Consider the following 23,956-nt stretch of genomic DNA (forward strand, 5'->3'; position numbering starts at 1 on the left):
CGCAGAGTGCGTGATGAAAGGGCGCGATAATCATCGCGCCCCACAAACTTACTTCTTGGTGAACTCGGCCAGGTTATCTTTATCAACGCCTACGTAAGGAACGCGGACGATTTTATTTTCGATTTTCCACTCAGTGCCATCAGCTGCACCCTTGCCGTCTGCGAGGTTTTTCGCCAGATCAAAGGTCGCTTTTGCCTGGTTGTTCGCATCGTTCAGCACGGTACCGGCCAGCGCACCGGATTTCACCAGCGCCAGCGCTTCTGGCAGTGCATCGACGCCAAATACCGGTACGCTGGTTTTGTTGTGCGCTTTCAGCGCTTCAACAGCACCCATTGCCATCGCATCGTTGTTGGCGATAACCACTTCAATTTTGTTCGCGTTCGGACCGGAGAGCCACGCGTCCATTTTGTCTTTCGCCATTGCGGTGTCCCACATCGCGGTATCTAACTGCAGCTGCTCGGTTTTGATGCCTTTGTCGTTCAGCTCTTTGATAACGTAAGTGGTACGCGCTTCAGCATCCGGATGACCCGGTTCGCCTTTCAGCAGCACAAACTGAATCTGACCGTCTTTGTTCAGATCCCAGCCCTGGTTTGCCGCCCAGTGTTTAGCGATCAGATCGCCCTGGATAATACCGGATTCTTTGGAGTCAGTACCGACGTAGTAAGCCTTGTCATAGCTGTCCAGGGCTTTACGCGAAGGTTCTTTGTTGAAGAAGACTACTGGCACATTTTGACCGCGCGCTTTCTCGATAACCGTGCCCGCCGCCGCCGGGTCAACCAGGTTGATGGCCAGCGCTTTCACGCCTTTTGCCAACAGCACGTCAATCTGATCGTTCTGTTTCGACTGGTCGTTCTGTGAGTCGTTCATCAGCAACTGAACATCTGGAGCCGCTTTCGCGTCTGCTTCGATAGCCTTACGCACCACGGACATAAAGTTATCGTCATATTTGTAGATTGTCACACCGATGCGAGTATCAGCAGCGTGCGCAGCCGCGCCGAATAACATGCTTGCCATAACGGCAGAAAGGGTTAACACCTTCTTATTCATGGTAACTCCGGTTTTATTATGCAGGGTAGTACGTAAGATAAATGCCCGGCGGGACAAAACGTTAATGAAGTGTTATGTAAACGCCGAAGCTCATTTTAAAAAAATCTCTCTTCCTTGCCCGGTAACGCTCCAGAAATAGGCTTTAATTTCGCTTAAAGCGACTTTACCTCGGTAAAAGTGATTACTCACAGTTACATCGTAGTTACAGTGCGACAAGCGGTGCCATCATAGCGACGACAATGTTAAGATACTGTGAATTTACTCACATATTGAAAGCGGTTACATCTGGCGAAATCATAAGTTAGTGATCGCCGCCGCATTCTGTCGCACGGCGACCGAATGACGCCGCACGAGGGTCGGCATAAAGCAGTGTGTCGCGGATAAATCCAGCGTTCCAGCCGCGCCCTGCAAGGCAAGTTCTGTTGCCAGTTTTGCCATAGAAGCAATGGGATAGCGCACCGTTGTCAGTTGGGGATCGGTGTAGCGGGCGATGGGAATATCGTCAAAACCGATGATTGAAAGGTGTAAGGGGATGGAAATGCCGTTGTCCTTCAGCGCCGTCAGCGCCCCGGCAGCCATATTGTCGTTATAGGCGAACACGGCGGTTAACTGCAGGTTGCGCCCCAACAACTCCACCATCGCCGCCTCACCGCCCTGCATGTCCGGCGAACCGGTGCCGATCCAACTTTCCGGCGGGACAATGCCCTGCTCTTTGAGCGCGCTGCTCCACCCTTCCCGGCGCATGACGTCATCTTCAATGCGGTGACTGGAGGCCAGATAGCCAATGCGCTGATGACCGTTATTCAATAGCATACGGGTCGCCATTTTTGCGCCGCTGATATTGTCAAGGCAGACGCAGCGATGGGCGTAGCCAGGGACAATACGGTTGATCAGCACCATACCGGGGATCTGGTCCATAAACTCGCCCAGTTCCCGATCGCTTAACGCTTTCGAGTGAACGATCAAAGCATTACACCGCTGGCGGATCAACACCTCAATGGCGTGACGCTCCTTTTCGGCCTCATGATAGCTGTTGCCGATCAGCACATATTTTTGATGCTGCTGGGCGACCAGATCCACCGCTTTCACCAACGCGCCAAAAAACGCATCGGAAACGTCCATCACCACCACGCCAATCGTTTCACTGACCTGCGTGGCCAGCGCCTGGGCATTGGCATTTGGCCGATAGCCCAGCAGCGTCACCGCCTTCATTACCGCCTCGCGCGTATCGGGACTGACCAGCGCACTGTTGTTTAATACGCGGGAAACCGTTGCCACGGATACGCCTGCCTGACGCGCCACATCACGAATGGTGATCATATTCACTACCCTGTCTGGAATTGCAGTCACTCACTGCATAACTGGCGGCTATTTTGTCAGCGGAGGGGAAAGGACTACGTGAGTGCGGTCACAGCGATGAAAGCGCTTACATCCATTTTGTTAATGATTGTGATCCAGATCGTTATCTGGATGTATGGGGCAATGATATCCCTGACGCACGCAGGGTTAATTGTCGCCAGAGCCACTCCACCGGGCCCTGAGGCAGGAATCGCAGCCAAATCACGGAGAAAAGCAGGTTTGCCAGCCACACCGGGAAAACAAACAGCAGCAGCTCAAGACGGTCATATTTCATAAATAAGCCGAATTGATAAAACAGTGTGGTGCAAATCAGGGTTTGCAGCAGGTAATTCGTCAGCGCCATTCGTCCGACGCAGGCAATCGCGAGAACAATTTTACTGCGGCTAAGCTGCGGCCAGTAACCAAACATCAACGCGGTATAGCCGATCGTCTGAAACGGCGCGCTGAGTTCACGCGGGGCCTGCAACAGGAAGGCACACCAGCGATAGTTCCAGTCCAGTTGCCACTGCGCGACCACGGCAGGCAGGTTTATCAGCAGGCCCACGGCGATAAGTAAAACGCCGCTGCGGCGGTAATGCGAAAGACGAAACTGCCCTTTCAGCCAGCCACTGCGCATCAGTGCTGCCCCGAGCAACATCATACCCGCCAGTTGCCAGCCGTACTGAGCGCCGAGCGCCAGCAGGCTGTTTGATAATCCTTCAACCCGATTGCTGATAGCGTCGACGCCGCCGTTAACTTTCCAGAATTTTTCATACAGTAAGGCTGAGGCATCCGGCGTCCAGGCGCGATTAGAGGCGCTACCGGAAATCGCACCAAGCAACAACAGGACCCCAATCCCAACCAGATAGAGCAACACCCCAGTGTTAAACAGGCTTTTCACCGACGGTGCATCGCGTACCAGTCGCCAGCAGATCAGCCCCACCAGTCCATAAGCCAGTAAAATATCGCCATCCCAGAACAGCAAAGCATGAATAAAACCGAGCAGCACCAGCAGGGTCAGACGGGACTGGATCCAGCGCTTGCCGCGTGGCAGCAGCATTTGCAGACCCGCGCCAAACAGCAGTGCAAAAAGAGTGAGGAATTTTACCTGGGCGAACAAATCCAAAATAGCCCAGGTCCAGGCATCTGAAGCGGTAATATTTCCGTACCAGGCTGGGTTAAGGTAAGCCGCCTTTGGCAGACCAAAGGCGCTGATATTCAACAGCAGGATGCCGAGGATGGCGACGCCACGAACAAAATCCAGCGTGACATTACGCTCCATAGCCCCTGCCTTAATCAGTTGTGATGACGTACAGCGCGCAAAAATTCCTGACGCGTATTCTGGCTCGATTTGAACAGGCCGCCAAGCGAGGTGGTGGTGGTCGCACTGGTGGCATCGCGAATACCGCGCGCTTTCACGCAGTAATGCACCGCATCAATCGATACCGCCACGTTGTTGGTCCCCAGCAGGGTTTGCAGCGCAGTCAGGATTTGCTGCGTTAAACGCTCCTGTACCTGCGGACGTTGTGCAAAGAACTGGACGATGCGGTTGATCTTCGACAGACCAATCACTGAATCTTTCGGGATATAGGCCACGGTGGCTTTGCCATCAATGGTCACGAAGTGATGCTCACAGGTACTGGTCAGCGTGATGTCGCGTACCGTCACCATCTCATCAACCTTCATTTTGTTTTCAATGACGGTGATTTTCGGGAAATTGGCGTAATCCAGACCCGAGAAAATCTCATCGACATACATTTTGGCGATGCGATGCGGCGTTTCCATCAGGCTGTCATCGCTCAGATCGAGGTTCAACAACTGCATGATCTCGGTCATATGGCCTGAGATAAGACGTTTGCGCGTTTCGTTATCCATCTCATGCACGGGTGGGCGCAGCGGCGTTTCCAGCCCTCGCGCTACCAGCGCTTCATGAACCAGGGCCGCTTCTTTACTGAGTGATGACATTTATTCTTCTCCTGCAGGTGTGGCACCTCTGCCCTACGTGGGGCAAAGTTTGTAGGCTGTAGACAGCCTGATTATTGTGCGTGAGGCCGCGCACATAATCCAGTATTCGCAACGATAATTATTGAAATCGCCGTCGCCTTTCAAATCGTGTTTCGCAAAAGGCAGCGGGAAGGGTTACATCGACGTGGTATCGATGATGAAGCATGTCTGCGCAATGCGGAAGTGAAAGTTACTCACAGTGCCATGAATTATCTGTATTATGGGGAGTTTGCGAACACATTCAGGTTCAACACAACAAGGAGCCACGCATGGAAATGCTCGAAGAGCACCGCTGTTTTGAAGGCTGGCAGCAACGCTGGCGACACGACTCCACCACGCTGAACTGTGCAATGACGTTCAGCATTTTTCTCCCCCCGCCTCGCGACACCACCTCTCCGCCAGTTCTGTACTGGTTGTCCGGGTTAACCTGTAATGATGAAAACTTTACCACTAAAGCCGGCGCGCAGCGTATCGCGGCTGAATTGGGTATTGTATTAGTCATGCCGGATACCAGCCCGCGTGGCGAACAGGTCGCCAATAATGAGGGTTACGATCTGGGCCAGGGAGCCGGTTTTTATCTCAATGCAACGCAGCAACCCTGGGCTGCCCATTTCCGCATGTATGACTACGTACGTGATGAACTCCCGGCGCTGATTCAGGCGCATTTTAACGTCAGCGATCGCTGCGCGATCAGTGGACACTCAATGGGCGGTCACGGCGCGTTGATCATGGCGTTGAAAAATCCGGGCAAATACACCAGCGTTTCCGCTTTCGCGCCAATCGTTAATCCTTGCCGCGTCCCGTGGGGCGAGAAAGCGTTTCGCGCCTATCTGGGCGAAGATCAGGCCGCATGGACGGAATGGGACAGCTGCGCATTGATGTACGCCAGCCAGCCGGAAGATGCCATCCCGACGCTGATTGACCAGGGTGACAGCGATCAGTTTCTGGCCGATCAGCTACAACCCGCCGTTCTTGCAGAAGCCGCACGTCAGACCGCCTGGCCGATGACGCTGCGCATTCAGCCCGGTTACGATCACAGCTATTACTTTATTGCCTCATTTATTGAGGATCATCTGCGCTTCCATGCAGAGCATTTGATGAAATAGCCGCAGGAGGGCTATGTGCCCTCCTTTTTTCTTCGTTACTTCTCCACGATTTCTTCATTTTCTCCTCACATTTACGCTCCCCTATCTCATTGACGTAAAAGGATTTCTTTTACAAATCAGATAAATGCAAATGATTTCAATTATCATTACTGTTTACAAATATTCATTATTTTGTACAATTCCCCTCGCTTCTTTACCGCAAAGAGTTCTTAAAAGACAAACACATACAGTTGTCATGGCCTTTCACATGACACGCGGTTTTTACTCGTTTAATGGAATGACAAAATGACCATACCTCACGTTAAGGCTATTGCCGTCGTAGTCAGCGCGGCGTGCCTCCCATCGTTCGTTCATGCTGCCGATCAGGATACCGTTGTTGTTACCGCGACGGGATTTGAGCAGAAAATCCAGAATGCCCCAGCTTCAATTTCGGTTATTTCGAAACAGCAAATTGAAGATAAAGCTTACCGCGACGTTACCGATGCGCTGAAAGATGTGCCTGGCGTGGTGGTCACCGGCGGGGGCAGCAGCAGTGATATCAGCATCCGCGGGATGGCGTCGCAGTACACGCTGTTCCTGGTGAACGGCAAACGCATTAGCACTCGCGGTACACGCCCGAACAGCGATAACTCTGGGATCGAGCAGGGCTGGTTGCCGCCACTGGAGTCCATTGAGCGAATCGAAGTTATCCGTGGCCCGATGTCATCACTGTATGGCTCCGATGCGATGGGCGGCGTGATTAACGTGATCACCAAAAAAGTCTCTAACACCAAAGGCTGGACCGGCTCTCTGCACGGCGATGCCACCTTCCAGGAAAACAGCGATTCCGGCGATCTGTTCCAGACCAATGCCTATGCCTCTGGCCCACTGATCGACGGCCTGTTGGGCGCGAAAGTCACCGGACTGCTGTCTCGCCGTGCGGAAGACCAAATTGTCAATGGCTACAATGAGCAACGCCTGCGTAACGGCGGTCTGACCCTTAACTTTACGCCGGACGATAAGAATGACATCGATTTTGATATCGCCCGTGAATTGCAGGATCGCGACAGTACGCCTGGCAAATCAATGGCCGCAGAGAGTTGCCGTAACGGAACCTGTAAACCCAATACAAAAAGTGAAAACCGCTATGAGCACACCACGTACTCATTAACGCACAGCGGCTATTACGATGAGTTCAACACCACCAGCTATATCCAGCAGGAAGAGACCAACAACCCGGGTCGTGAGATGAAGTCGTACAACACGATCTTCAATAACCAGAACCAGATTTTCCTCGGCGCCCATACCCTGACGCTGGGCGGTCAATATCGTTATGAAAAACTGCGCGATACCGGCAACCAACTGAAAGCGGCTGATGGTCTGGACAAACTGACTCGCTGGAGTTGGGCGCTGTTTGCGGAAGATGAATGGGCAATGACCGACAGCTTCACCCTGACCGGCGGGATCCGCATGGATAAAGACGAAAACTACGGCGACAACTGGACACCGCGCGGTTATGGCGTCTGGCATCTGAGCGATCAATGGACCTTAAAAGGTGGTGTCTCCGCAGGTTATCGCGCGCCAGACCTGCGTCAATCCTCCGCAAACTGGGGTCAGGTCACCGGGGGCGGTCGTCTGAATGGCATTATCGTCGGTAACCCGGATCTGAAGCCGGAAAAGAGCCTGAGCGAAGAACTGGGGCTGCTGTGGGATAACGGCGACAACCTCAACGCCGGCATCACCCTGTTCAATACCGATTTCAAAGACAAGATCACCGAAGTTCGCCGCTGTAACAGCAGCGCCGATCCGGCCTGTACGATTGGCAGCGAGCACTATGATTTTATCAGCGATCGCGTGAACGTTGATAAAGCCAATATGCGCGGTGTGGAATCGACGTTCGGCTGGAAAATGACTCGCGACCTCAACTGGACGGCCAACTACACCTATACCGAGTCAGAACAGAAAAGCGGTCAATTCGAGGGCAAGCCATTAAACAAAATGCCAAAGCATATGTTTAACACGACGCTGGACTGGCAGGCAACGGAGACCGTGGGCTTCTGGAGCCGTCTGAACTTCCGCGGTAAAACCTCTGAATACCTGAGCCGTACCTCTATGTCGCAGGGTACGCCGTCCTATACGCAGGTTGATGTCGGTCTGCGATACAACGCGAACAAAAACCTGCTGGTGACGGCTGGGGTTTATAACGCACTGGATAAACAGATTGATTACGATACCTACGACACAATCCTCGATGGTCGTCGCTACACGGTAGGTCTGACGTACAACTTCTGAGTCTCCCCCAACAAAAAACCCCGACAGCGTCGGGGTTTTTTATCGTTTCACTTGTGCGGTTGCTGTTATTTCTTCACGCGTTCCGGGAAGTGCATTTCACTGTAACGAACAAAGCGAGTCCCTCGGGTCAGCTTATAGCCGAACCAGATAATCAGGAACAGCGGAATACCGATATAGGTTGCCGCTACGCCGCCCCAGTCGATGGTGTCTTTCAGGAACGCTTCGTAGTTCTGGCCCAGCGTGATGATAAGACACAGGACAAACGCGAAGATCGGCCCCAGCGGGAAGAAGCCTGAGCGGTACGGCAGATCCTTCAGGTCACGGCCCTGCATGACATAGCCGCGACGGAAACGATAGTGGCTGATGGCAATCCCCAGCCAGGCGATAAAGCCAGTCATCCCGGACGTGTTCAGCAGCCACAGGTAAACCGTCTGGTTACCGAACATCGAGGTCAGGAAGCACAGACCAGCAATCACCGTCGTAGCATACAGCGCATTACGCGGAACGCCGCCGCGAGACAGCTTCGCGAAAATACGCGGGGCTTTGCCGTCGCAGGCCAGGGTGTAGAGCATACGGGTTGAGGCGTACATCCCGGAGTTACCCGCCGACAGCACCGCCGTCAGGATAACCGCGTTCATCACCGCCGCCGCAGAGAGCAGACCGGCATGCTGGAAGACCAGCGTAAACGGGCTGACGCTGATGTCTTTCACATCGTTACGCAGCAGGCTCGGATCGGTGTACGGGATGATCAGGCTGATGATCAGAATAGCGAAGACATAGAACAGCAGGATTCGCCAGAACACCTGACGCACCGCGCGCGGAATGTTCTTCTCAGGGTCTTCAGATTCACCGGCAGCAATACCAATCAACTCCGTCCCCTGGAAAGAGAAGCCGACAATCATCGCCACGCCAATCATTGCCGCAAAACCACCGGCAAACGGCGCATCGCCCGTCGTCCAGTTACTCCAGCCCACCGGCTGGGTGCCTTTGAAGATGCCGACTATCATCATCACGCCCACGATGATGAAGATAATCACGGTTGCCACTTTAATCAGTGAGAACCAGTATTCCGCTTCACCAAAGCCTCTGACCGAGATGTAGTTCAGCAGGAAGATCACACCAAGGAACAGCGCACTCCAGATCCAGCCTGGGGTATCGGGGAACCACCAGCTCATCACCAGCTGTGCCGCCACGAGATCAACGGCGATGGTTACTGCCCAGTTGTACCAGTAGTTCCAGCCCAGTGCGAAGCCAAAGCCTTCTTCAACGTAGTTCTGACCGTAGGTCGCAAACGAACCGGACACCGGCATATACGCCGCCAGCTCGCCAAGACTGGTCATCAGGAAGTACACCATCAGGCCAATCAGAATATAGGAAAACAGCGCACCGCCAGGACCCGCTGCGGAAATGGTGGCACCAGACGCAACAAAAAGGCCGGTACCGATGGAGCCGCCGATGGCGATCATCGTCAGGTGACGCGCCTTCAGTTCGCGACGTAACGCGGGCGCTTCTGTGGTTTTAGTTTCGGAAACCATGTGAAAATGCTATCCATCCAAAAAATGAGGCGCGATTGTAACAGACGAAACGCTCTCCATCTGGCACAAATGCGCTGTTATAAGAGACCTTCATGACCGGCCGCGGATTATAAGTAATAGCAGAGAATAGTGGACCTATAGCCTTCAGGACTCATCACCGGTAAGGCATCGGTCCTCTGGCGTTATTCGCAATAGCTCAGGAAGCGCTGGAGCGCATTGGAGAGGTGTTTCTGGCGATGATGGATCCGCCAAAGCGTACGCACCAGACGCGGAAGCGGCACCGCGACTTCGCTGAGCGTTCCCGCCTGGAGTTGCTCATCAATTACCCGCCGTGACAGACAGCTAATTCCCAGCCCATGACGCACGGCGTGCTTGATGGCTTCGGAGTTTCCCAGTTCCATCGCCATTTCAAATTTCGGTAAGTGCGAGAGCAGCAGATAATCCACAATTTCCCGCGTTCCGGAACCGTGCTCGCGCAGGATCCAGGGGGCAGCGGCGAGTTGTTCAAGCGTCACCGGTCCCTGTACCAGCGGCGAAGACGGCGCTGCGAACACCACCAGTTCATCTTCCAGCCACGGCTCCGAGATGATTTCCGTATTGTGGCACGGCCCTTCGATAAGCCCAATGTCGACCCGAAAATCAAGCACCGCCGTCATCACGTCCTGACTGTTACCGACGCTGAGTTCCAGGGGAAGAGTGGGGAAATCACGACGATAACGGGCGATCACCCCCGGAAGAATATAGTTACCGATAGTGCTACTGGCGTACACACGGATAGCACCGTTGTCTTCGCGGAACAGTTGCTCAATTTCCACCGCCTGCTCCAGCAACGCCTGCGCCCGCGGATAAAGCAAGCGTCCATGTTCATTCACCACCAGCCGTTTGCCTACGCGATCAAAAAGCTGAACACCCAGTTGGCCTTCCAGATCGGTCAGCGCCGCACTGACCGCCGACTGCGACAGCGACAGCATCACCGACGCCTGCGTCGTTGAGCCGCTTTTCAAAACTTCAGTGAATACTTCGAGTTGCCGCAGGGTGATGTGCATGGTTGCTTACCACTTATAAAGATTAATTATAAATATATAATCAATTTTATTTTTAAGCCAGTTCGCCGTAACCTTTTGCCCATAAAAGAGGAGAAGGCAATGACAGAACTCACCTTAACGACTCATCGTCGAACAATGTGGCATTTTATTCCGGGGCTTGCCCTGAGTGCAGTAATTACCGGGGTTGCCTTATGGGGCGGGTCCATTCCCGCCGTGGCAGGGGCCGGGTTCAGCGCCCTCACCTTAGCAATTTTGTTGGGGATGGTGATCGGTAATACCGTCTATCCGCAGATCTGGAAAAGCTGTGACGGCGGCGTCCTGTTTGCCAAGCAACATTTATTACGCCTGGGGATTATCCTCTACGGCTTTCGCCTCACCTTCGCGCAGATTGCTGACGTGGGTGTCAGCGGCATTCTGATCGACATTCTGACGCTGTCCAGCACCTTTATGCTGGCCTGCTTTCTGGGTCAGAAAGTCTTTGGGCTGGATCGCCAGACCAGCTGGTTGATCGGCGCAGGTAGCAGTATTTGCGGTGCGGCGGCGGTGCTGGCGACAGAGCCGGTAGTGAAAGCCGAGGCCAGCAAAGTCACGGTCGCCGTCGCGACGGTGGTGATCTTCGGGACGATGGCGATTTTCCTCTACCCGGCGATGTACCCGCTGCTGGCTCAGTGGTTTAGCCCGGAAACGTACGGTATTTTTATTGGCTCCACCATGCATGAAGTGGCACAGGTTGTGGCGGCAGGACATGCGATCAACCCGGATGCGGAAAACGCGGCGGTGATTGCCAAAATGCTGCGCGTCATGATGCTGGCTCCGTTCCTCATCTTTATGGCCGCACGTGTTAAGCAACTGTCACCGGCCAGCGGTGGGGAAAAAAGCAAAATCACCATTCCGTGGTTTGCAATTCTGTTCATCGTGGTTGCCATTTTCAACTCGTTCCACCTGTTGCCACAGGCGGTAGTGAACATGCTGGTCACCCTGGATACGGTACTGCTGGCCATGGCAATGGCGGCACTGGGGCTGACAACTCATGTGAGCGCGCTGAAAAAAGCCGGGGCGAAACCGCTGTTAATGGCGCTGGTGCTGTTCATCTGGCTGATTGTCGGCGGTGGCGTGATTAACGTCCTGGTCCAGCACGTTATTGCATAATTCGCTACATCCTGACCCTGTTAACCCGCTATGATTGGGAATTATTTGTTGATTGTTTGTTTATACGCAAAACCACTCACGTTGCATCAAGATGGCAAGTGAATTCATCCCCGGGAGCGTACATAAATGCGTGACCGGGGTGAGTGAACGCCACCAACGCAAAGGCAACCTGAAGGATAAAGCGTATAGGGTTAACAGGAGTTTTAATGAAATACATCGGAGCACACGTCAGCGCAGCGGGCGGGCTGGCAAATGCCGCCATTCGCGCCGCTGAAATCGAGGCAACCGCGTTTGCGCTCTTTACCAAAAATCAGCGTCAATGGCGCGCCGCCCCTCTCACCGCGCAAATCATCGATCACTTTAAAGCCGCCTGTGAGAAATATCACTTCACATCCGCTCAGATCCTGCCGCACGACAGCTATCTGATCAACCTGGGCCACCCGGTCAGCGACGCGCTGGAAAAATCCCGCGACGCTTTTCTCGATGAAATGCAGCGCTGCGAGCAGCTCGGCTTATCCCTGCTTAACTTTCACCCGGGCAGCCACCTGATGCAAATATCGGAAGACGCGTGTCTGGCCAAGATTGCCGAGTCAATCAACATCGCCCTCGCTCAGACCGAAGGCGTGACTGCGGTGATTGAAAATACCGCCGGTCAGGGCAGCAATCTCGGATTCAAATTTGAACACCTCGCCGCCATCATCGACGGCGTGGAAGACAAATCGCGCGTCGGCGTTTGCATCGACACCTGCCATGCCTTCGCCGCAGGCTATGACTTACGCTCCGCTGCTGAATGTGAAAAAACCTTTGCCGAATTTGAGCGCATCGTCGGCTTTCAGTATCTGCGCGGTATGCACCTGAACGATGCCAAGAGTACCTTTGGCAGCCGGGTTGACCGCCACCACAGCCTGGGTGAAGGCAACATTGGTCACGACGCGTTCCGCTGGATCATGCAGGACGCCCGTTTTGACGGCATCCCGCTGGTGCTGGAAACCATCAATCCCGACATCTGGGGAGAAGAGATTGCCTGGCTGAAAGCGCAACAGACTGAAACGGCGGTTGCGTAATCATGAACGACAGGGAAAAACAGATACTCAAAATTCTGCGCCGCAACCCGCTGATTCAGCAAAACGAAATCGCCGACATTTTGCAGATCAGCCGTTCTCGCGTTGCCGCGCACATCATGGACCTGATGCGTAAAGGGGCGATAAAAGGGAAAGGTTACATCCTCACCGAACAGGCCTATTGCGTGGTGGTGGGAGCAATCAACATGGATATTCGCGGTATGGCGGATATCCACTACCCGCAGGCCGCGTCCAATCCGGGCAGTATCCACTGTTCCGCAGGCGGCGTTGGGCGCAATATCGCCCATAACCTCGCGCTGCTGGGTCGTGATGTGCATCTGATTTCCGCTGTCGGCAGTGATTTTTATGGCGAGACGCTGCTGGAACAAACGCGTCAGGCGGGCGTCAATATCTCCAGTTGCATTCGCCTGCACGGGCATAACACCTCCACCTATCTCTCTATCGCCAACCAGCAGGAAGAGACGGTGTTGGCAATTAACGATACCCACATCCTGCAGCAGCTAACGCCGCAGTTACTAAACAGCTCGCGGGATTTAATCCGCCACGCTGGCGTGGTGCTGGCGGACTGTAACCTGACGCCGGAAGCCATCGAATGGGTCTTTACGGTGGCTGATGATATTCCAGTGTTTATTGATACCGTTTCCGAGTTCAAGGCGACAAAGGTGAAAACCTGGTTTACGCGCATCCATACGCTGAAACCGACGCAAAAAGAGCTGGAAATCTTATGGGGTCATCCCATCAACAGCGACGCCGATCGGCTCAGCGCGGTGAATGCTCTGCACCAACAGGGCATTAAGCAGATTTTTGTCTGTCTGGAAGATGAGTCGGTCTTCTGTAGCGAGAAAGACGGTGAGCAATTCTTACTCACGCCGCCTGCGCATACGGTGGTCGACAGCTTCGGCGCTGACGACGGTTTTATGGCCGGGCTTATCTACTGCTTCCTGGAAGGGAGCGATTTTCGCGAAAGCGCGAATTTTGCGATGGCCTGTGCGGCCCTGTCACGCGCCAGCGTCAGTATCAACAACCCCACCCTTTCCGCTGATAACGCGCTATATCTGTTAAAAACAAACCAGTAAAAACAACTTATCCGGCCTGGGAGCGTTTCTCCAGGCCGGATAAGGCATCAGCCGCCGTTCGGCAAACTCCCGCTACCCGCTATGCCAGTCCAATAAAGAACCCGGCAATAGTCGCACTCATCAGGTTAGAGAGCGTAGCTGCCGCCAGCGCACGCATACCCAACTGGGCGATTTCCGGCGCACGCTGAGGCGAGATGGCAGAGAACGCCCCAACCACCACGCCAATGGAACCAAAGTTGGCAAACCCGCACAGCGCAAAAGAGATGATGGCGATAGTTTTCACATCCAGGGTGCCGCCATCCTGCAGGTAAGGCGAGAGATTGAGGTAAGCGACAAATTCGTTGATCGCCAGCTTCTGCCCAATCAGGCTCCCCGCCAGGGTGGCATCACTCCAGTCAACGCCCATAATCCACGCCAGCGGAGCTAACACCCAGCCAAAGATCCCTTCAAGCGTCGCATGACCATAACCGAACCAGCCGCCAATTCCGCCGATAATGCCGTTAATCAGCGCGATAATTGCGACAAACGCCATGACCACCGTCGCCACGCCGGCGGCAATCTTCAGCCCGGTCATCGCCCCGCTTGCCGCGGCTTCGATAATGCTTTTTGGTGGCGTCTCGGTGAAAGAGAGGTTTTCGAAGGTGACTTTTGACGCTTCCGTTGCCGGACTCAGAATACGGGCAAACAGGATCCCGCCCGGAATCGCCATCAGCGAGGCTGCCAGCAGATAATCAATCGGCACGCCCATGCCGGCATAGCCAATCATCATCGAACCCGCAATCGAGGCCATCCCGCTACAGATAGCAGTGAACAGTTCGTTGCGATTCAGGCGGTCAATAAACGGCTTCACGATCGCCGGGATCTCATTCTGCCCGAGGAAAATCGTCGTGACCGCAACAAATGATTCAATCTTACTGATATTCAGGGCTTTCTGGAAAATCCCGCCCAGAATGCGAATCAGCAGCCCCATCACGCCGATGTAGTACAGCAGGCTGATAAGCGCTGTCACAAAAATAATGGCGGGGAGCACGCGGAAGGCAAAAATAAACCCGGCACCATCAAACAGCACATCCATTTTTGGCCCTACCAGGGAACCAAAGATAAAGGCGCTGCCCGCGTCACTGTAAGACATGACCTTATGCACGCCCAACGCGGCCTGCTCAACCAGCCATTTGCCCGGCGGGAAGTAGAGCATGATCCCGCCAATCGCGATTTGCAGTACCAGCGCAGCGCCTACGGTACGTAAGCTGATGTGCTTTTTATTCACCGACAGTAAGTATGCGATCACCAGCAATACCGCCATACCCACAACACTTCTCATTATATCCATAATGATTTCCCTTCATGCCAGGAAACCCGGCGCGAAGCCAGGTTTTGGTGGTTTCGGGCGACCGCGAGCTGCCCGTTCGTTATTGTCAGGCGAGGCGTTGATATTCCTTCGCGATCTCGCAGGCCAGTACGGCGTTGTTAAACACCAGTTGAATGTTGGACTTCAGGCTGTCGCCGCCGGTTAATTCAGCGACGCGCGCCAGCAGGAACGGCGTACTTTCTTTGCCGACAACGCCCTGTTCTTCCGCTTCCCGGACGGCCTGGTCAATCGCCGCGTTGATTTTCTCTTCCGCCATGGCATAGGTTTCCGGGATTGGATTGGCAACCACCAGACCGCCGTTCAGGCCGGTTTGCCATTTCACCGCCATCGCCCGGGCAATTTCCTTCGCGCTGTCGAGACGAATGCTGACTTCAAACGGACTGGTACGGCAGAAAAATGCCGGTAACGCGGTGGTCTGATAGCCAATTAATGGCACGCCGAACGTTTCTAAATATTCCGTGGTTAAACCTAAATCGAGAATAGATTTCGCACCGGCACAAACCACGGTCACATTGGTATGGGCCAGTTCCTGAAGATCGGCGGAAATATCAAATGTATGTTCAGCACCGCGGTGAACACCGCCAATGCCGCCGGTTGCAAAAACGTGAATACCAGCAAGCGCGGCAATAATCATGGTCGAGGCGACAGTGGTCGCGCCATTTTTTCCGGCAGCCACGACAAACGGCAAATCACGACGACTGACTTTAGTGACGCTATGTCCTTCGCGACCTAATAATTCAATTTCTTCTTTACTCAACCCAACTTTCATTACCCCGCCAATAATGGCAATCGTTGCCGGCACGGCTCCGTGTTTACGGATTGTTTCTTCAACTTCAATTGCCGTCTGCGCATTTTGTGGAAAAGGCATACCGTGAGAAATAATCGTCGACTCAAGCGCAACAATCGGTTTATTACTGTTAATAGCGTCCTGGACTTCTGGCGAAATATGCAGTAATTCAGAGGAAAGCGTTAATTCAGACATTCTGTGTTCTCCACAAGGGTTTTAACGTTCGCAACAGATAATTCAGGGTTGTTGGTATATTCACTGGCCAGCGCCATCGAAGAACAACCCTGTGCAAATCGGATAGAATCAATGAAAGGCATGCCTTCAACCCAGCAGGAGGCAAGTCCCGCCATCATGGCATCTCCCGCTCCGGTGACGTTAACTACGTGGGTTTTTATCGGTAGCGACCAGCCGCTGTCGCCGCCTCTTTCACTGTAATAGACCCCGTCCCCCCCCATACTCAGCACGAGGCGATGCAGGCCACGCTCGTGGAACCAGGCAGCGACTTTCGCGACATCTTCACGCCCTGAAAGCGCGATGCCGCTGAGGGTTTCCGCCTCAAGACGGTTGGGTTTAAGCGTGTGAATCTGAGCTAAACGCTCGCGGATTTTCACGCATTTCCACGCCGATACCGGGTCAACGAACACCGGAACATTCCCCACATTATCCAGTAGCCAGGCCAGCGTCTGTTCACTGATATTACAATCCGCCACAATCACACTGGCACCACGGATGAAATCGAGATGCTGGGCCAGAAATGCCGCCGAAATATGTTCGGTAATGCTCATGTCATTGATTGCCACCAGCATTTCACCGGTATTATCGAGAAGCGATAAATAACTAGAGGTATTCTCACCGGCGACAATCAGGCAATTATCCACATGCACGCCAGACTGATTCGTCTGCGCCAATAATGATTGCCCATAGAAATCATTGCCAACCGCCGTCATTAACCAGGAATTTTTTCCGAGCAGGGCAAGATTATGAGCGATATTGCGACCTACCCCGCCCGGTGTAAATTTAATTTTTCCAGGATTTGAGTCCGCATAATTTAAAGAAGCATGCGAATATCCTGCAACGTCCATATTGGCGGAACCAATCGTGATGATGTATTCCTTTTCTCGCATAGCACATCTCCTGGTATGAAAATACCATGACAATGAGATCGTTAAGACTATTCACGGCTCAAACAACTTATTAGAGCACATGTTTACATTCAAACATGTGTTCATAGTAAACTTGTTTTGATGAAAGTAAACGCACTGGCAAGGGCTAAAACCGCCAGATATGAACAGAATCACAATTTTTTATAGATACAGTTTGTAAGCGAGGAAAAATTTGCGAGGAAGGGCACAAAACGAAGATAAAAAAAAGGGCAGAGAACGCTCTGCCCTTGTATGCAGCGATAACATTATGCCGCTTTGGCGACAGCATCCTCTTCCGGGCGTTTCAGGAAAGCATAGGCCAGACCCGCCACCAGCGTACCGGCAACAATGGCAATCAGGTATCCCAACACCGGGGTAATCGCACCAGGGATCAGCAGAACAAACAGACCGCCATGCGGTGCCATCAGTTTTGCGCCAACCGCCATAGAGATTGCTCCCGTCAACGCGCCGCCAACAATACAGCACGGCAGAACACGCATCGGATCGCGCGCGGCGAAAGGAATAGCCCCTTCGGTGATAAAGCACAGGCCGAGTACCAGCGCCGCTTTACCCCCTTCCTGCTGCGCCTTGTCGAACTTACGACGCGCAACAATCGTTGCCAGTCCCAGCGCCAGCGGCGGCACCATGCCTGCCGCCATAATGGCCGCCATTGGCGCATACGTTTGTGTACTCAACAGACCAACGCCAAACGCGTACGCCGCTTTGTTAACCGGGCCACCCATGTCGGTACACATCATCCCGCCAAGGATTGCCCCCAGCAGTACCGCATTCGCCGTCCCCATGGTTTGCAGCCAGTGCGTCAACCCTTCGAGGATCCCGGCGACCGGTTTACCGATGAGGTAGATCATGGCCAGACCGACCACGAGGCTGGAGATAAGCGGAATGATCAGGATCGGTTTCAGCGCTTCCATACTCTGCGGCAGCTTCAGCTTCGTGCTGATGGCCTTCGCCACATAGCCTGCGAGGAAACCCGCAATGATCCCGCCAATAAAGCCTGACCCCGTGCTGACGGCGAGCATACCGCCGATGAGACCCGGCGTCAGACCCGGACGGTCAGCAATCGAGAAGGCAATGTATCCCGCCAGAACCGGCACCATCAGCGCAAAGGCTGAACCGCCGCCAATCTGCATCAGCGCCGCCGCCAGCGTCCCTTCGACTTTGAACGCTTCGATACCAAAAGCAAAGGAGAGCGCGATACACAGACCACCGGCAACCACCATCGGCAGCATGTAGGAAACGCCCGTCAACAGGTGACGATACGCGCCTGCACTCTCTTTTTTCCCTTCATTCGCCGCAGCCTGCGCTTTGCCGGTTGGCTCATACACCACGGCTTGCGCCACGGCATTGTCCAGTTCCTGCGCGGTTTTCTTCAGCGCCAGACCCGTAGAAGTACGGTACATTGGCTTACCGGCAAATTTTGCCAGATCCACTTCAATGTCTGCCGCCACAATGACCAGATCAGCCTGCGCCACTTCTTCCGGCGTAATGGCATTGCCGGCGCCCACAGAACCACGGGTTTCGACTTTCACCCACCAGCCGCGTTTTTTCGCTTCGGTTTCGATCGCTTCCGCCGCCATAAAGGTATGCGCGACGCCGGTCGGGCACGCCGTCACGGCCACAACACGTTTCGGGCCATTGGTCGTGGCTACAGGTGCTACGGCAACCGGTGCGCTGTATGGCTTAGCGTGACCTTTGGCTTCGCTAAGAAACAGTTCAGGGTGCGCAACCGCCCGGGCAATATCGCCTAACCAGACTTTTTTGCCGTTCAACGCGTTGTCATTAGGGATGGCATCGGCCAATACGATCGCCAGTTCAGCGTCATTTGGATTGTCGATGATTTCCAGATTTGCTTTATTCGCCGCCGCACCGAGCAGAGTTTTCGCCATGTAAGCGCGGGCCTGCCCGAGGTTAGCGTCAATAATCAGCAGCGTTTTCATTATGCCTCTCCTGCTGTCAGTTAAACGGTTGTAAGTCGACACGCGCCATCATTGCGGCCAACTGCGGACGATCGGTAATACCGACATTGCTCTGACTGACCGCCAGCGCAGCGACGGCTGTCGCCAGACGCAGCGTATGTTCACTGGATTCGCGCATCAGCAAACCGTAAATCAGGCCGCCGACCATTGAATCCCCTGCCCCCACGGTGCTAACCACATCCACCGAAGGCGGTTTGGCGAGCCATTCTCCTGAGGCATTCACCCACAGCGCACCTTCCGCGCCCAGGGAGATCACCACATGTGCGATACCCTGTTCACGTAACGCATGCGCTGCCTCAATCACATCTTTCATTTCCGGCAGCTTACGACCGGCCCAGATTTCCAGTTCGCGACGGTTTGGTTTTACCAGCCACGGCGCGGCTTTCAGTCCCGCAACCAGTGCTTCACGGCTACTATCAAAGATAATGCATGGACACTGACTGCGCAGACGCGTCATCCAGTCGGTAAACGCTTCCGGGCTTACGCCGGACGGTAAACTGCCGCTGACGCACACCATGTCAAACTGACCCAGCCAGCTCAGGGAATCATTAACAAAACGCTCCCAGTCGGCAGGCGTAACCTCAAAACCGGAGAAGTTGAAGTCGGTGACTTCACCATCTTTTTCCGTCAGCTTGACGTTGATGCGGGTACGCCCCTGCACCACCTGAAAACGGTTAGCAATACCCAGTTCGCTGAACAACTGCTGAAAACCGTCCTGGTTATCTTTGCCGAGGAAACCACCGACCGTTACGTCGATCCCGAGGTCCTTCAGCACTTTTGCCACGTTGATCCCTTTACCCGCCGCGTGCAGACCGGTGGTTTTCACCAGGTTAACTTCACCGCGTTCGATTTCAGGACAGAATCCCACCAGATCGTAGGCCGGGTTTAGCGTGATCGTAGCAACACGTCTGCTCATTATGCGCCCTCCCCGAGACCGGCAGCGATGGCCTCGCCAATTGCTTTCAGCGCCTGCTCAGCATCAGCCCCCTGCGCCGTAAAGCGCAGGCGATGCCCTTTCTTCACGCCCAGAGCCACCACTTTCATCAGACTACGTCCATTTGCCGGTTTGCCGGTTCCATCAAGGTTTGCCACGGTAATTTCACTGTTAAATTGTTTAATCGTATTGACCAGCATGGTCCCCGGACGGGCATGCAGGCCGTGCTCATTACGAACGACGAACTCGGCGTTCAGCACATCATCCGTCAGCGCGTCATCGCTGGTCAGCAGCGCCAGTACGGTGGCCGCATCAGCGTTCAGCAGACGGTCAGCTTTCGTGTCCAGCAGCAGATCGCCCAGACGCTTCAGCACCTCAACAGGCCGATCGTCAGCCATGGCGACGGTCACCAGCAGTGCCGCCTTTTCGCCCTCGACGTCAAAGGCATTCGCCGCACGGCTCACCGCCACAGCGCTGCGCAAGTTACCTTCAGCACTGTCGCTCAGCCAGATCCCTTGCCCCAGGTTCATCGGCCGATCGTTAATCACTTTCGCGACAAACACCGCATCTACCGCGCCTGCCTCTTTCAGACGCGCCGCGTTCAGCGCCTGCAACGTCACTAAGTCGGTCGCGGCGACATCCAGCATCAGCGTCTCGTTGTCGAGCTTCAACGGCTCACTCTGCTTTTCGCCCATCAGCAACGCACGCAGTTCTTCCGCCGTGGTCGCTGACTTAAGCTGTTCAGCCACGGAGTCGTCACTCAGCACGTGCGTCAGTTGACGCAGTAAACCAAGGTGCTCATCGGAGCTGGCGGCAATACCAATCGCCACGTAAGCCACCTGACCGTCACCCCAGGTCACGCCCTGCGGGAACTGAAAAACCTGAACGCCGGTTTTCAGCACTTGATCGCGGGTGTCGGTGGTGCCGTGTGGAATCGCAATCCCGTTGCCGAGAAAAGTGGAAGTCTGCTGCTCGCGAGCGAGCATGCCGTCTACGTAGCCGTCCGCTACGTTACCGGCCTGCACTAACGCAGCGGCGACCTGACGGATAGCTTCTTGTTTGTCTCCGGCCTGCTCGCCCGGATGAATGTCCTGAACGGATAACTGAAACATGGTTCTCCTCTCCTGCTGAATTGAAACGATTCAGCTTACATGAGAAAAAAGACGCTATACGGTTTCCTCAACTGAAACTCGACAGCGCTGAAACGTTTCAAGAAGTCTTACTCTTTCTGCTTCAGCACGCAAGAAAAGTTGCATTTTTGATCGCAAAATTTAGAAGCAATGCACATTTTTGCCTCATTACCGAAAAGGTGCTGAAGCAAATACAGCGCTATTTCGTTTAAGGTTCAGCAGCGTCAGCTAACCGCATTGCCAGAGTGAAATGCCATTTTGATTTTTCGTGGCGATTTTGATTTAGTCATCTGTTTATTTTCAGCTAAGCGGCGTAAACTCCGCGTCTCATCACACTACTGATACCAGAACATGCACAACACCCCCGCTGCCGCCACGCCAAAAACGTTTGACCTGACGTCTACGGCTTTCCTTATTGTCGCCTTTCTCACCGGTATTGCAGGTGCGCTACAAACCCCCACGCTGAGCCTCTTTCTGACCGATGAAGTCCATGCGCGCCCGGGGATGGTCGGTTTCTTTTTTACCGGCAGTGCGGTGATCGGCATTCTGGTCAGCCAGTTTCTGGCAGGACGTTCAGACAGAAAGGGCGATCGCAAACAGCTGATCGTCTTCTGCTGTGCACTGGGCATGCTGGCGTGCGTGTTATTTGCCTGGAATCGTAACTACTTTATCCTGCTGTTTGTCGGCGTGTTTCTCAGCAGCTTTGGCTCGACCGCCAACCCGCAAATGTTTGCTCTCGCCCGCGAACATGCTGACCGCACAGGTCGTGAAGCGGTGATGTTCAGTTCCATACTGCGCGCCCAGGTTTCACTTGCGTGGGTGATAGGTCCGCCGTTGGCTTACGCGCTGGCGATGGGTTTCAGCTTTACGGTGATGTACCTCAGCGCCGCAGTGGCGTTTGTGGTTTGCGGCGCGATGGTGTGGTTTTTCTTACCGTCTATGCGTAAAGAAACCACACTGGCCACCGGTACGCTGGAAGCGCCGCGTCGAAACCGTCGGGATACCCTGTTACTGTTTGCGATTTGCACCTTAATGTGGGGTACCAACAGCCTGTATATCATTAATATGCCGCTGTTTATTATTAATGAGCTGCATCTGCCGGAAAAACTGGCGGGCGTGATGATGGGTACGGCGGCCGGACTGGAAATCCCGACGATGCTGATTGCCGGCTACTTCGCAAAACGGCTGGGCAAACGCCTGCTAATGTGTATTGCGGTCGCCGCCGGTTTTTGCTTTTACGCAGGAATGCTGGTCGCGCACTCCCCTGTGGTGCTGTTGGGTTTACAACTGCTGAACGCCATCTACATCGGTATTCTCGGCGGGATCGGCATGCTCTATTTTCAGGATCTGATGCCGGGTCAGGCGGGTTCAGCGACAACGCTCTACACTAATACCATCCGCGTCGGCTGGATTATCGCCGGGTCACTGGCGGGCATTGCCGCAGAAATCTGGAACTACCATGCCGTCTTCTGGTTTGCGCTGGTGATGATTATCGCCACGATGGTTTGCCTGACGCGTATTAAGGATGTTTAAGGCGCCGTCAGCGCCTCCAGTTCAATAAGCCAGGTCATCGCCTGGCGAGTCGATTCGCCGCACATTTCCGCACTTGGCTGCAGTCCGGAGCACACTTTTGGCCGCAGTGGAGACGCGAAAATTTTACATCGCATGTGTTCATCAAGCTGGATACACGGCGTATTGGCGGGCTTGCCCTCAGGCATGCCGGGGATGGGACTGGAAATCGATGGTGCGGTGCAACACGCCCCACAATCCGGACGGCATTCCATAGTCTGACTCTCTTTATTATGACCACCGGACAGGCGCGCACAGTACCACCTTTTTTGCACCAGCAAAAGGTGAATTCCGCTTGCCTGAATGACCCGGCGCGAGTAGTTTGACGCGATAATTTAGCTAATCTCTATAACAGGATCTTTTCGATGCCAAGAGCGAACGAAATCAAAAAAGGTATGGTACTGAATTACAACGGCAAGCTACTGATTGTGAAAGATATCGATATTCAGTCCCCGACCGCCCGTGGCGCAGCAACGCTGTACAAAATGCGTTTCTCCGATGTCCGTACCGGTCTGAAAGTGGAAGAACGTTTCAAGGGCGATGACATTGTAGATACCGTCACCTTGAGCCGCCGTGGCGTCGACTTCTCCTATGTCGATGGCAACGAATACGTGTTCATGGATAAAGAAGATTACACGCCCTATACCTTCACCAAAGATCAGATCGAAGAAGAGCTGCTGTTTATTCCGGAAGGCGGGATGCCAGATATGCAGGTATTGACCTGGGACGGTCAGCTGCTGGCGCTCGAACTGCCACAGACGGTTGATCTGGAAATCGTGGAAACCGCTCCTGGTATTAAAGGTGCTTCCGCCAGTGCGCGCAACAAGCCAGCGACGCTGAGTACCGGTCTGGTCATTCTGGTTCCTGAATACCTGAGCGCCGGTGAAAAAATCCGCATTCATATTGAAGAGCGCCGTTATATGGGTCGCGCGGATTAAGTTTTGCATGTACGTAAAAAAGGACAGCCTGAGCTGTAATGCCAGTCAGTTAAGCAACTGACTGGCCCTTTTTCGGGGCTGTGGGGTATTTCCAGGGCCTCTCCTTTACCACTCTCGGGAAGGCTCTTTCTCTTCTTGTCGGTAACTTTACCAGTTGCCCCATACTTTCAAGATCACGCATCAGTTCCGGGATTCGACCCGGTGAAGCACCCTGCAGCGTCATCAGCATCCTCATTACCATTCCGCATGATTCTGAGAAGCTCAGTTGATTCGGCCAGTATCCTTTCAGATGTCCCGCCATTTTAATCATCTGATATCTCACCAGATTATAAGCCAGTAAGACTCCCCATAACTCCTGCTCCACAAGCTCCGGCTTTTTACTTCGCAGTGTCAGCCTGCTCAGTTGCATCGTCTGCTTGATCTCCCGGTATCCCAG

At 53.9% G+C, this 23,956-nt stretch carries 20 protein-coding genes and 1 pseudogene; 7 read left to right on the forward strand and 14 right to left on the reverse strand.

Going from position 1 to position 23,956, the window contains the following annotated elements; translation table 11 throughout:
• Positions 1 to 48: 48 nt before the first annotated feature.
• From mglB to folE, 4 genes are all read right to left on the reverse strand, one after another.
• Positions 49 to 1,047, reverse strand: a complete 999-nt coding sequence (gene mglB, locus OGY35_RS24310; RefSeq protein ID WP_042317978.1) for a galactose/glucose ABC transporter substrate-binding protein MglB — start codon at positions 1,045 to 1,047, stop codon at positions 49 to 51.
• Between the two features lie 294 nt (positions 1,048 to 1,341).
• Entirely contained in the window at positions 1,342 to 2,367 is a 1,026-nt protein-coding gene (galS, locus tag OGY35_RS24315) for an HTH-type transcriptional regulator GalS (RefSeq protein WP_152403564.1), read from the reverse strand.
• Between the two features lie 142 nt (positions 2,368 to 2,509).
• A complete protein-coding gene (yeiB, locus tag OGY35_RS24320; RefSeq protein WP_286633696.1) occupies positions 2,510 to 3,667 on the reverse strand; it encodes a DUF418 domain-containing protein YeiB in 1,158 nt (385 codons plus the stop codon).
• A gap of 14 nt (positions 3,668 to 3,681) precedes the next feature.
• Positions 3,682 to 4,350 (reverse strand): GTP cyclohydrolase I FolE, encoded by a 669-nt coding sequence (gene folE / locus OGY35_RS24325; RefSeq protein ID WP_012131616.1) that lies wholly within the window; start codon positions 4,348 to 4,350, stop codon positions 3,682 to 3,684.
• Between the two features lie 308 nt (positions 4,351 to 4,658).
• Here folE and fghA point away from each other — a divergent pair, with 308 nt between their 5' ends.
• The gene (gene fghA, locus OGY35_RS24330; RefSeq protein ID WP_152403559.1) at positions 4,659 to 5,495 is read left to right on the forward strand and encodes an S-formylglutathione hydrolase; all 837 of its coding nucleotides are present in this window, start codon (positions 4,659 to 4,661) and stop codon (positions 5,493 to 5,495) included.
• A gap of 285 nt (positions 5,496 to 5,780) precedes the next feature.
• Positions 5,781 to 7,766, forward strand: a complete 1,986-nt coding sequence (locus OGY35_RS24335; RefSeq protein WP_152403557.1) for a ligand-gated channel protein — start codon at positions 5,781 to 5,783, stop codon at positions 7,764 to 7,766.
• A gap of 65 nt (positions 7,767 to 7,831) precedes the next feature.
• On the opposite strand, the gene lysP is transcribed toward OGY35_RS24335, so the two are convergent.
• Together lysP and yieE are read right to left on the reverse strand one after the other, a co-directional pair.
• The gene (gene lysP / locus OGY35_RS24340) at positions 7,832 to 9,301 is read right to left on the reverse strand and encodes a lysine-specific permease (protein WP_286633697.1); all 1,470 of its coding nucleotides are present in this window, start codon (positions 9,299 to 9,301) and stop codon (positions 7,832 to 7,834) included.
• A gap of 182 nt (positions 9,302 to 9,483) precedes the next feature.
• Complete coding sequence (yieE, locus tag OGY35_RS24345) at positions 9,484 to 10,347, reverse strand: DNA-binding transcriptional regulator YeiE (RefSeq protein WP_286633698.1); 864 nt, start codon at positions 10,345 to 10,347, stop codon at positions 9,484 to 9,486.
• A 99-nt stretch (positions 10,348 to 10,446) separates the two neighbouring features.
• Between yieE and OGY35_RS24350 the strand changes: the two genes are divergently transcribed.
• From OGY35_RS24350 to OGY35_RS24360, 3 genes are all read left to right on the forward strand, one after another.
• The gene (locus OGY35_RS24350) at positions 10,447 to 11,496 is read left to right on the forward strand and encodes a YeiH family protein (RefSeq protein WP_152403550.1); all 1,050 of its coding nucleotides are present in this window, start codon (positions 10,447 to 10,449) and stop codon (positions 11,494 to 11,496) included.
• A 206-nt stretch (positions 11,497 to 11,702) separates the two neighbouring features.
• The gene (gene nfo, locus OGY35_RS24355) at positions 11,703 to 12,560 is read left to right on the forward strand and encodes a deoxyribonuclease IV (protein WP_286633699.1); all 858 of its coding nucleotides are present in this window, start codon (positions 11,703 to 11,705) and stop codon (positions 12,558 to 12,560) included.
• Positions 12,561 to 12,562: 2 nt separating this feature from the next.
• Complete coding sequence (locus tag OGY35_RS24360) at positions 12,563 to 13,654, forward strand: sugar kinase (protein WP_152403546.1); 1,092 nt, start codon at positions 12,563 to 12,565, stop codon at positions 13,652 to 13,654.
• Positions 13,655 to 13,733: 79 nt separating this feature from the next.
• Here the strand turns inward: OGY35_RS24360 and OGY35_RS24365 are convergent, their stop codons facing one another.
• From OGY35_RS24365 to fruB, 6 genes are all read right to left on the reverse strand, one after another.
• Positions 13,734 to 14,984, reverse strand: coding sequence for a NupC/NupG family nucleoside CNT transporter (locus OGY35_RS24365; RefSeq protein ID WP_042317964.1), 1,251 nt, complete (start codon positions 14,982 to 14,984; stop codon positions 13,734 to 13,736).
• Positions 14,985 to 15,069: 85 nt separating this feature from the next.
• Entirely contained in the window at positions 15,070 to 16,005 is a 936-nt protein-coding gene (locus tag OGY35_RS24370; protein ID WP_046481641.1) for a pseudouridine-5'-phosphate glycosidase, read from the reverse strand.
• A complete protein-coding gene (locus OGY35_RS24375; protein WP_286633700.1) occupies positions 15,993 to 16,934 on the reverse strand; it encodes a pseudouridine kinase in 942 nt (313 codons plus the stop codon). The genes OGY35_RS24370 and OGY35_RS24375 overlap by 13 nt, the downstream gene beginning before the upstream one ends.
• A gap of 284 nt (positions 16,935 to 17,218) precedes the next feature.
• Positions 17,219 to 18,910, reverse strand: coding sequence for a PTS fructose transporter subunit IIBC (gene fruA, locus OGY35_RS24380; RefSeq protein WP_286633701.1), 1,692 nt, complete (start codon positions 18,908 to 18,910; stop codon positions 17,219 to 17,221).
• 16 nt (positions 18,911 to 18,926) lie between these two features.
• Positions 18,927 to 19,865 carry a 1-phosphofructokinase gene (gene fruK / locus OGY35_RS24385; RefSeq protein ID WP_042317960.1) on the reverse strand — a complete coding sequence of 313 codons (939 nt, stop codon included), beginning with the start codon at positions 19,863 to 19,865 and terminating at the stop codon, positions 18,927 to 18,929.
• Positions 19,865 to 20,995 (reverse strand): fused PTS fructose transporter subunit IIA/HPr protein, encoded by a 1,131-nt coding sequence (gene fruB, locus OGY35_RS24390; RefSeq protein WP_286633702.1) that lies wholly within the window; start codon positions 20,993 to 20,995, stop codon positions 19,865 to 19,867. The genes fruK and fruB overlap by 1 nt, the downstream gene beginning before the upstream one ends.
• Before the next feature lie 369 nt (positions 20,996 to 21,364).
• On the opposite strand from fruB, the gene setB reads away from it, so the two are divergent.
• The gene (gene setB, locus OGY35_RS24395) at positions 21,365 to 22,546 is read left to right on the forward strand and encodes a sugar efflux transporter SetB (protein WP_152403537.1); all 1,182 of its coding nucleotides are present in this window, start codon (positions 21,365 to 21,367) and stop codon (positions 22,544 to 22,546) included.
• On the opposite strand, the gene OGY35_RS24400 is transcribed toward setB, so the two are convergent.
• A complete protein-coding gene (locus OGY35_RS24400; protein ID WP_152403535.1) occupies positions 22,543 to 22,797 on the reverse strand; it encodes a YkgJ family cysteine cluster protein in 255 nt (84 codons plus the stop codon). The genes setB and OGY35_RS24400 overlap by 4 nt on opposite strands.
• 150 nt (positions 22,798 to 22,947) lie before the next feature.
• Between OGY35_RS24400 and yeiP the strand changes: the two genes are divergently transcribed.
• On the forward strand, positions 22,948 to 23,520 hold the full coding sequence (yeiP, locus tag OGY35_RS24405; protein ID WP_045445067.1) for an elongation factor P-like protein YeiP: 573 nt from the start codon (positions 22,948 to 22,950) through the stop codon (positions 23,518 to 23,520).
• Between the two features lie 49 nt (positions 23,521 to 23,569).
• On the opposite strand, the pseudogene OGY35_RS24410 reads toward yeiP, so the two are convergent.
• Positions 23,570 to 23,956, reverse strand: a pseudogene (locus tag OGY35_RS24410) (IS4 family transposase); the annotation flags it as partial.

It is taken from the genome of Citrobacter sp. Ct235 (assembly GCF_030332305.1).
Classification (GTDB): domain Bacteria; phylum Pseudomonadota; class Gammaproteobacteria; order Enterobacterales; family Enterobacteriaceae; genus Citrobacter_A; species Citrobacter_A telavivensis.

Bases quoted from the DNA above. Each gene is read 5' to 3' on its own strand.
- mglB (WP_042317978.1), bottom strand. From the start codon at position 1,047: ATGAATAAGAAGGTGTTAACCCTTTCTGCCGTTATGGCAAGCATGTTA.
- galS (WP_152403564.1), bottom strand. From the start codon at position 2,367: ATGATCACCATTCGTGATGTGGCGCGTCAGGCAGGCGTATCCGTGGCA.
- yeiB (WP_286633696.1), bottom strand. From the start codon at position 3,667: ATGGAGCGTAATGTCACGCTGGATTTTGTTCGTGGCGTCGCCATCCTC.
- folE (WP_012131616.1), bottom strand. From the start codon at position 4,350: ATGTCATCACTCAGTAAAGAAGCGGCCCTGGTTCATGAAGCGCTGGTA.
- fghA (WP_152403559.1), top strand. From the start codon at position 4,659: ATGGAAATGCTCGAAGAGCACCGCTGTTTTGAAGGCTGGCAGCAACGC.
- OGY35_RS24335 (WP_152403557.1), top strand. From the start codon at position 5,781: ATGACCATACCTCACGTTAAGGCTATTGCCGTCGTAGTCAGCGCGGCG.
- lysP (WP_286633697.1), bottom strand. From the start codon at position 9,301: ATGGTTTCCGAAACTAAAACCACAGAAGCGCCCGCGTTACGTCGCGAA.
- yieE (WP_286633698.1), bottom strand. From the start codon at position 10,347: ATGCACATCACCCTGCGGCAACTCGAAGTATTCACTGAAGTTTTGAAA.
- OGY35_RS24350 (WP_152403550.1), top strand. From the start codon at position 10,447: ATGACAGAACTCACCTTAACGACTCATCGTCGAACAATGTGGCATTTT.
- nfo (WP_286633699.1), top strand. From the start codon at position 11,703: ATGAAATACATCGGAGCACACGTCAGCGCAGCGGGCGGGCTGGCAAAT.
- OGY35_RS24360 (WP_152403546.1), top strand. From the start codon at position 12,563: ATGAACGACAGGGAAAAACAGATACTCAAAATTCTGCGCCGCAACCCG.
- OGY35_RS24365 (WP_042317964.1), bottom strand. From the start codon at position 14,984: ATGGATATAATGAGAAGTGTTGTGGGTATGGCGGTATTGCTGGTGATC.
- OGY35_RS24370 (WP_046481641.1), bottom strand. From the start codon at position 16,005: ATGTCTGAATTAACGCTTTCCTCTGAATTACTGCATATTTCGCCAGAA.
- OGY35_RS24375 (WP_286633700.1), bottom strand. From the start codon at position 16,934: ATGCGAGAAAAGGAATACATCATCACGATTGGTTCCGCCAATATGGAC.
- fruA (WP_286633701.1), bottom strand. From the start codon at position 18,910: ATGAAAACGCTGCTGATTATTGACGCTAACCTCGGGCAGGCCCGCGCT.
- fruK (WP_042317960.1), bottom strand. From the start codon at position 19,865: ATGAGCAGACGTGTTGCTACGATCACGCTAAACCCGGCCTACGATCTG.
- fruB (WP_286633702.1), bottom strand. From the start codon at position 20,995: ATGTTTCAGTTATCCGTTCAGGACATTCATCCGGGCGAGCAGGCCGGA.
- setB (WP_152403537.1), top strand. From the start codon at position 21,365: ATGCACAACACCCCCGCTGCCGCCACGCCAAAAACGTTTGACCTGACG.
- OGY35_RS24400 (WP_152403535.1), bottom strand. From the start codon at position 22,797: ATGGAATGCCGTCCGGATTGTGGGGCGTGTTGCACCGCACCATCGATT.
- yeiP (WP_045445067.1), top strand. From the start codon at position 22,948: ATGCCAAGAGCGAACGAAATCAAAAAAGGTATGGTACTGAATTACAAC.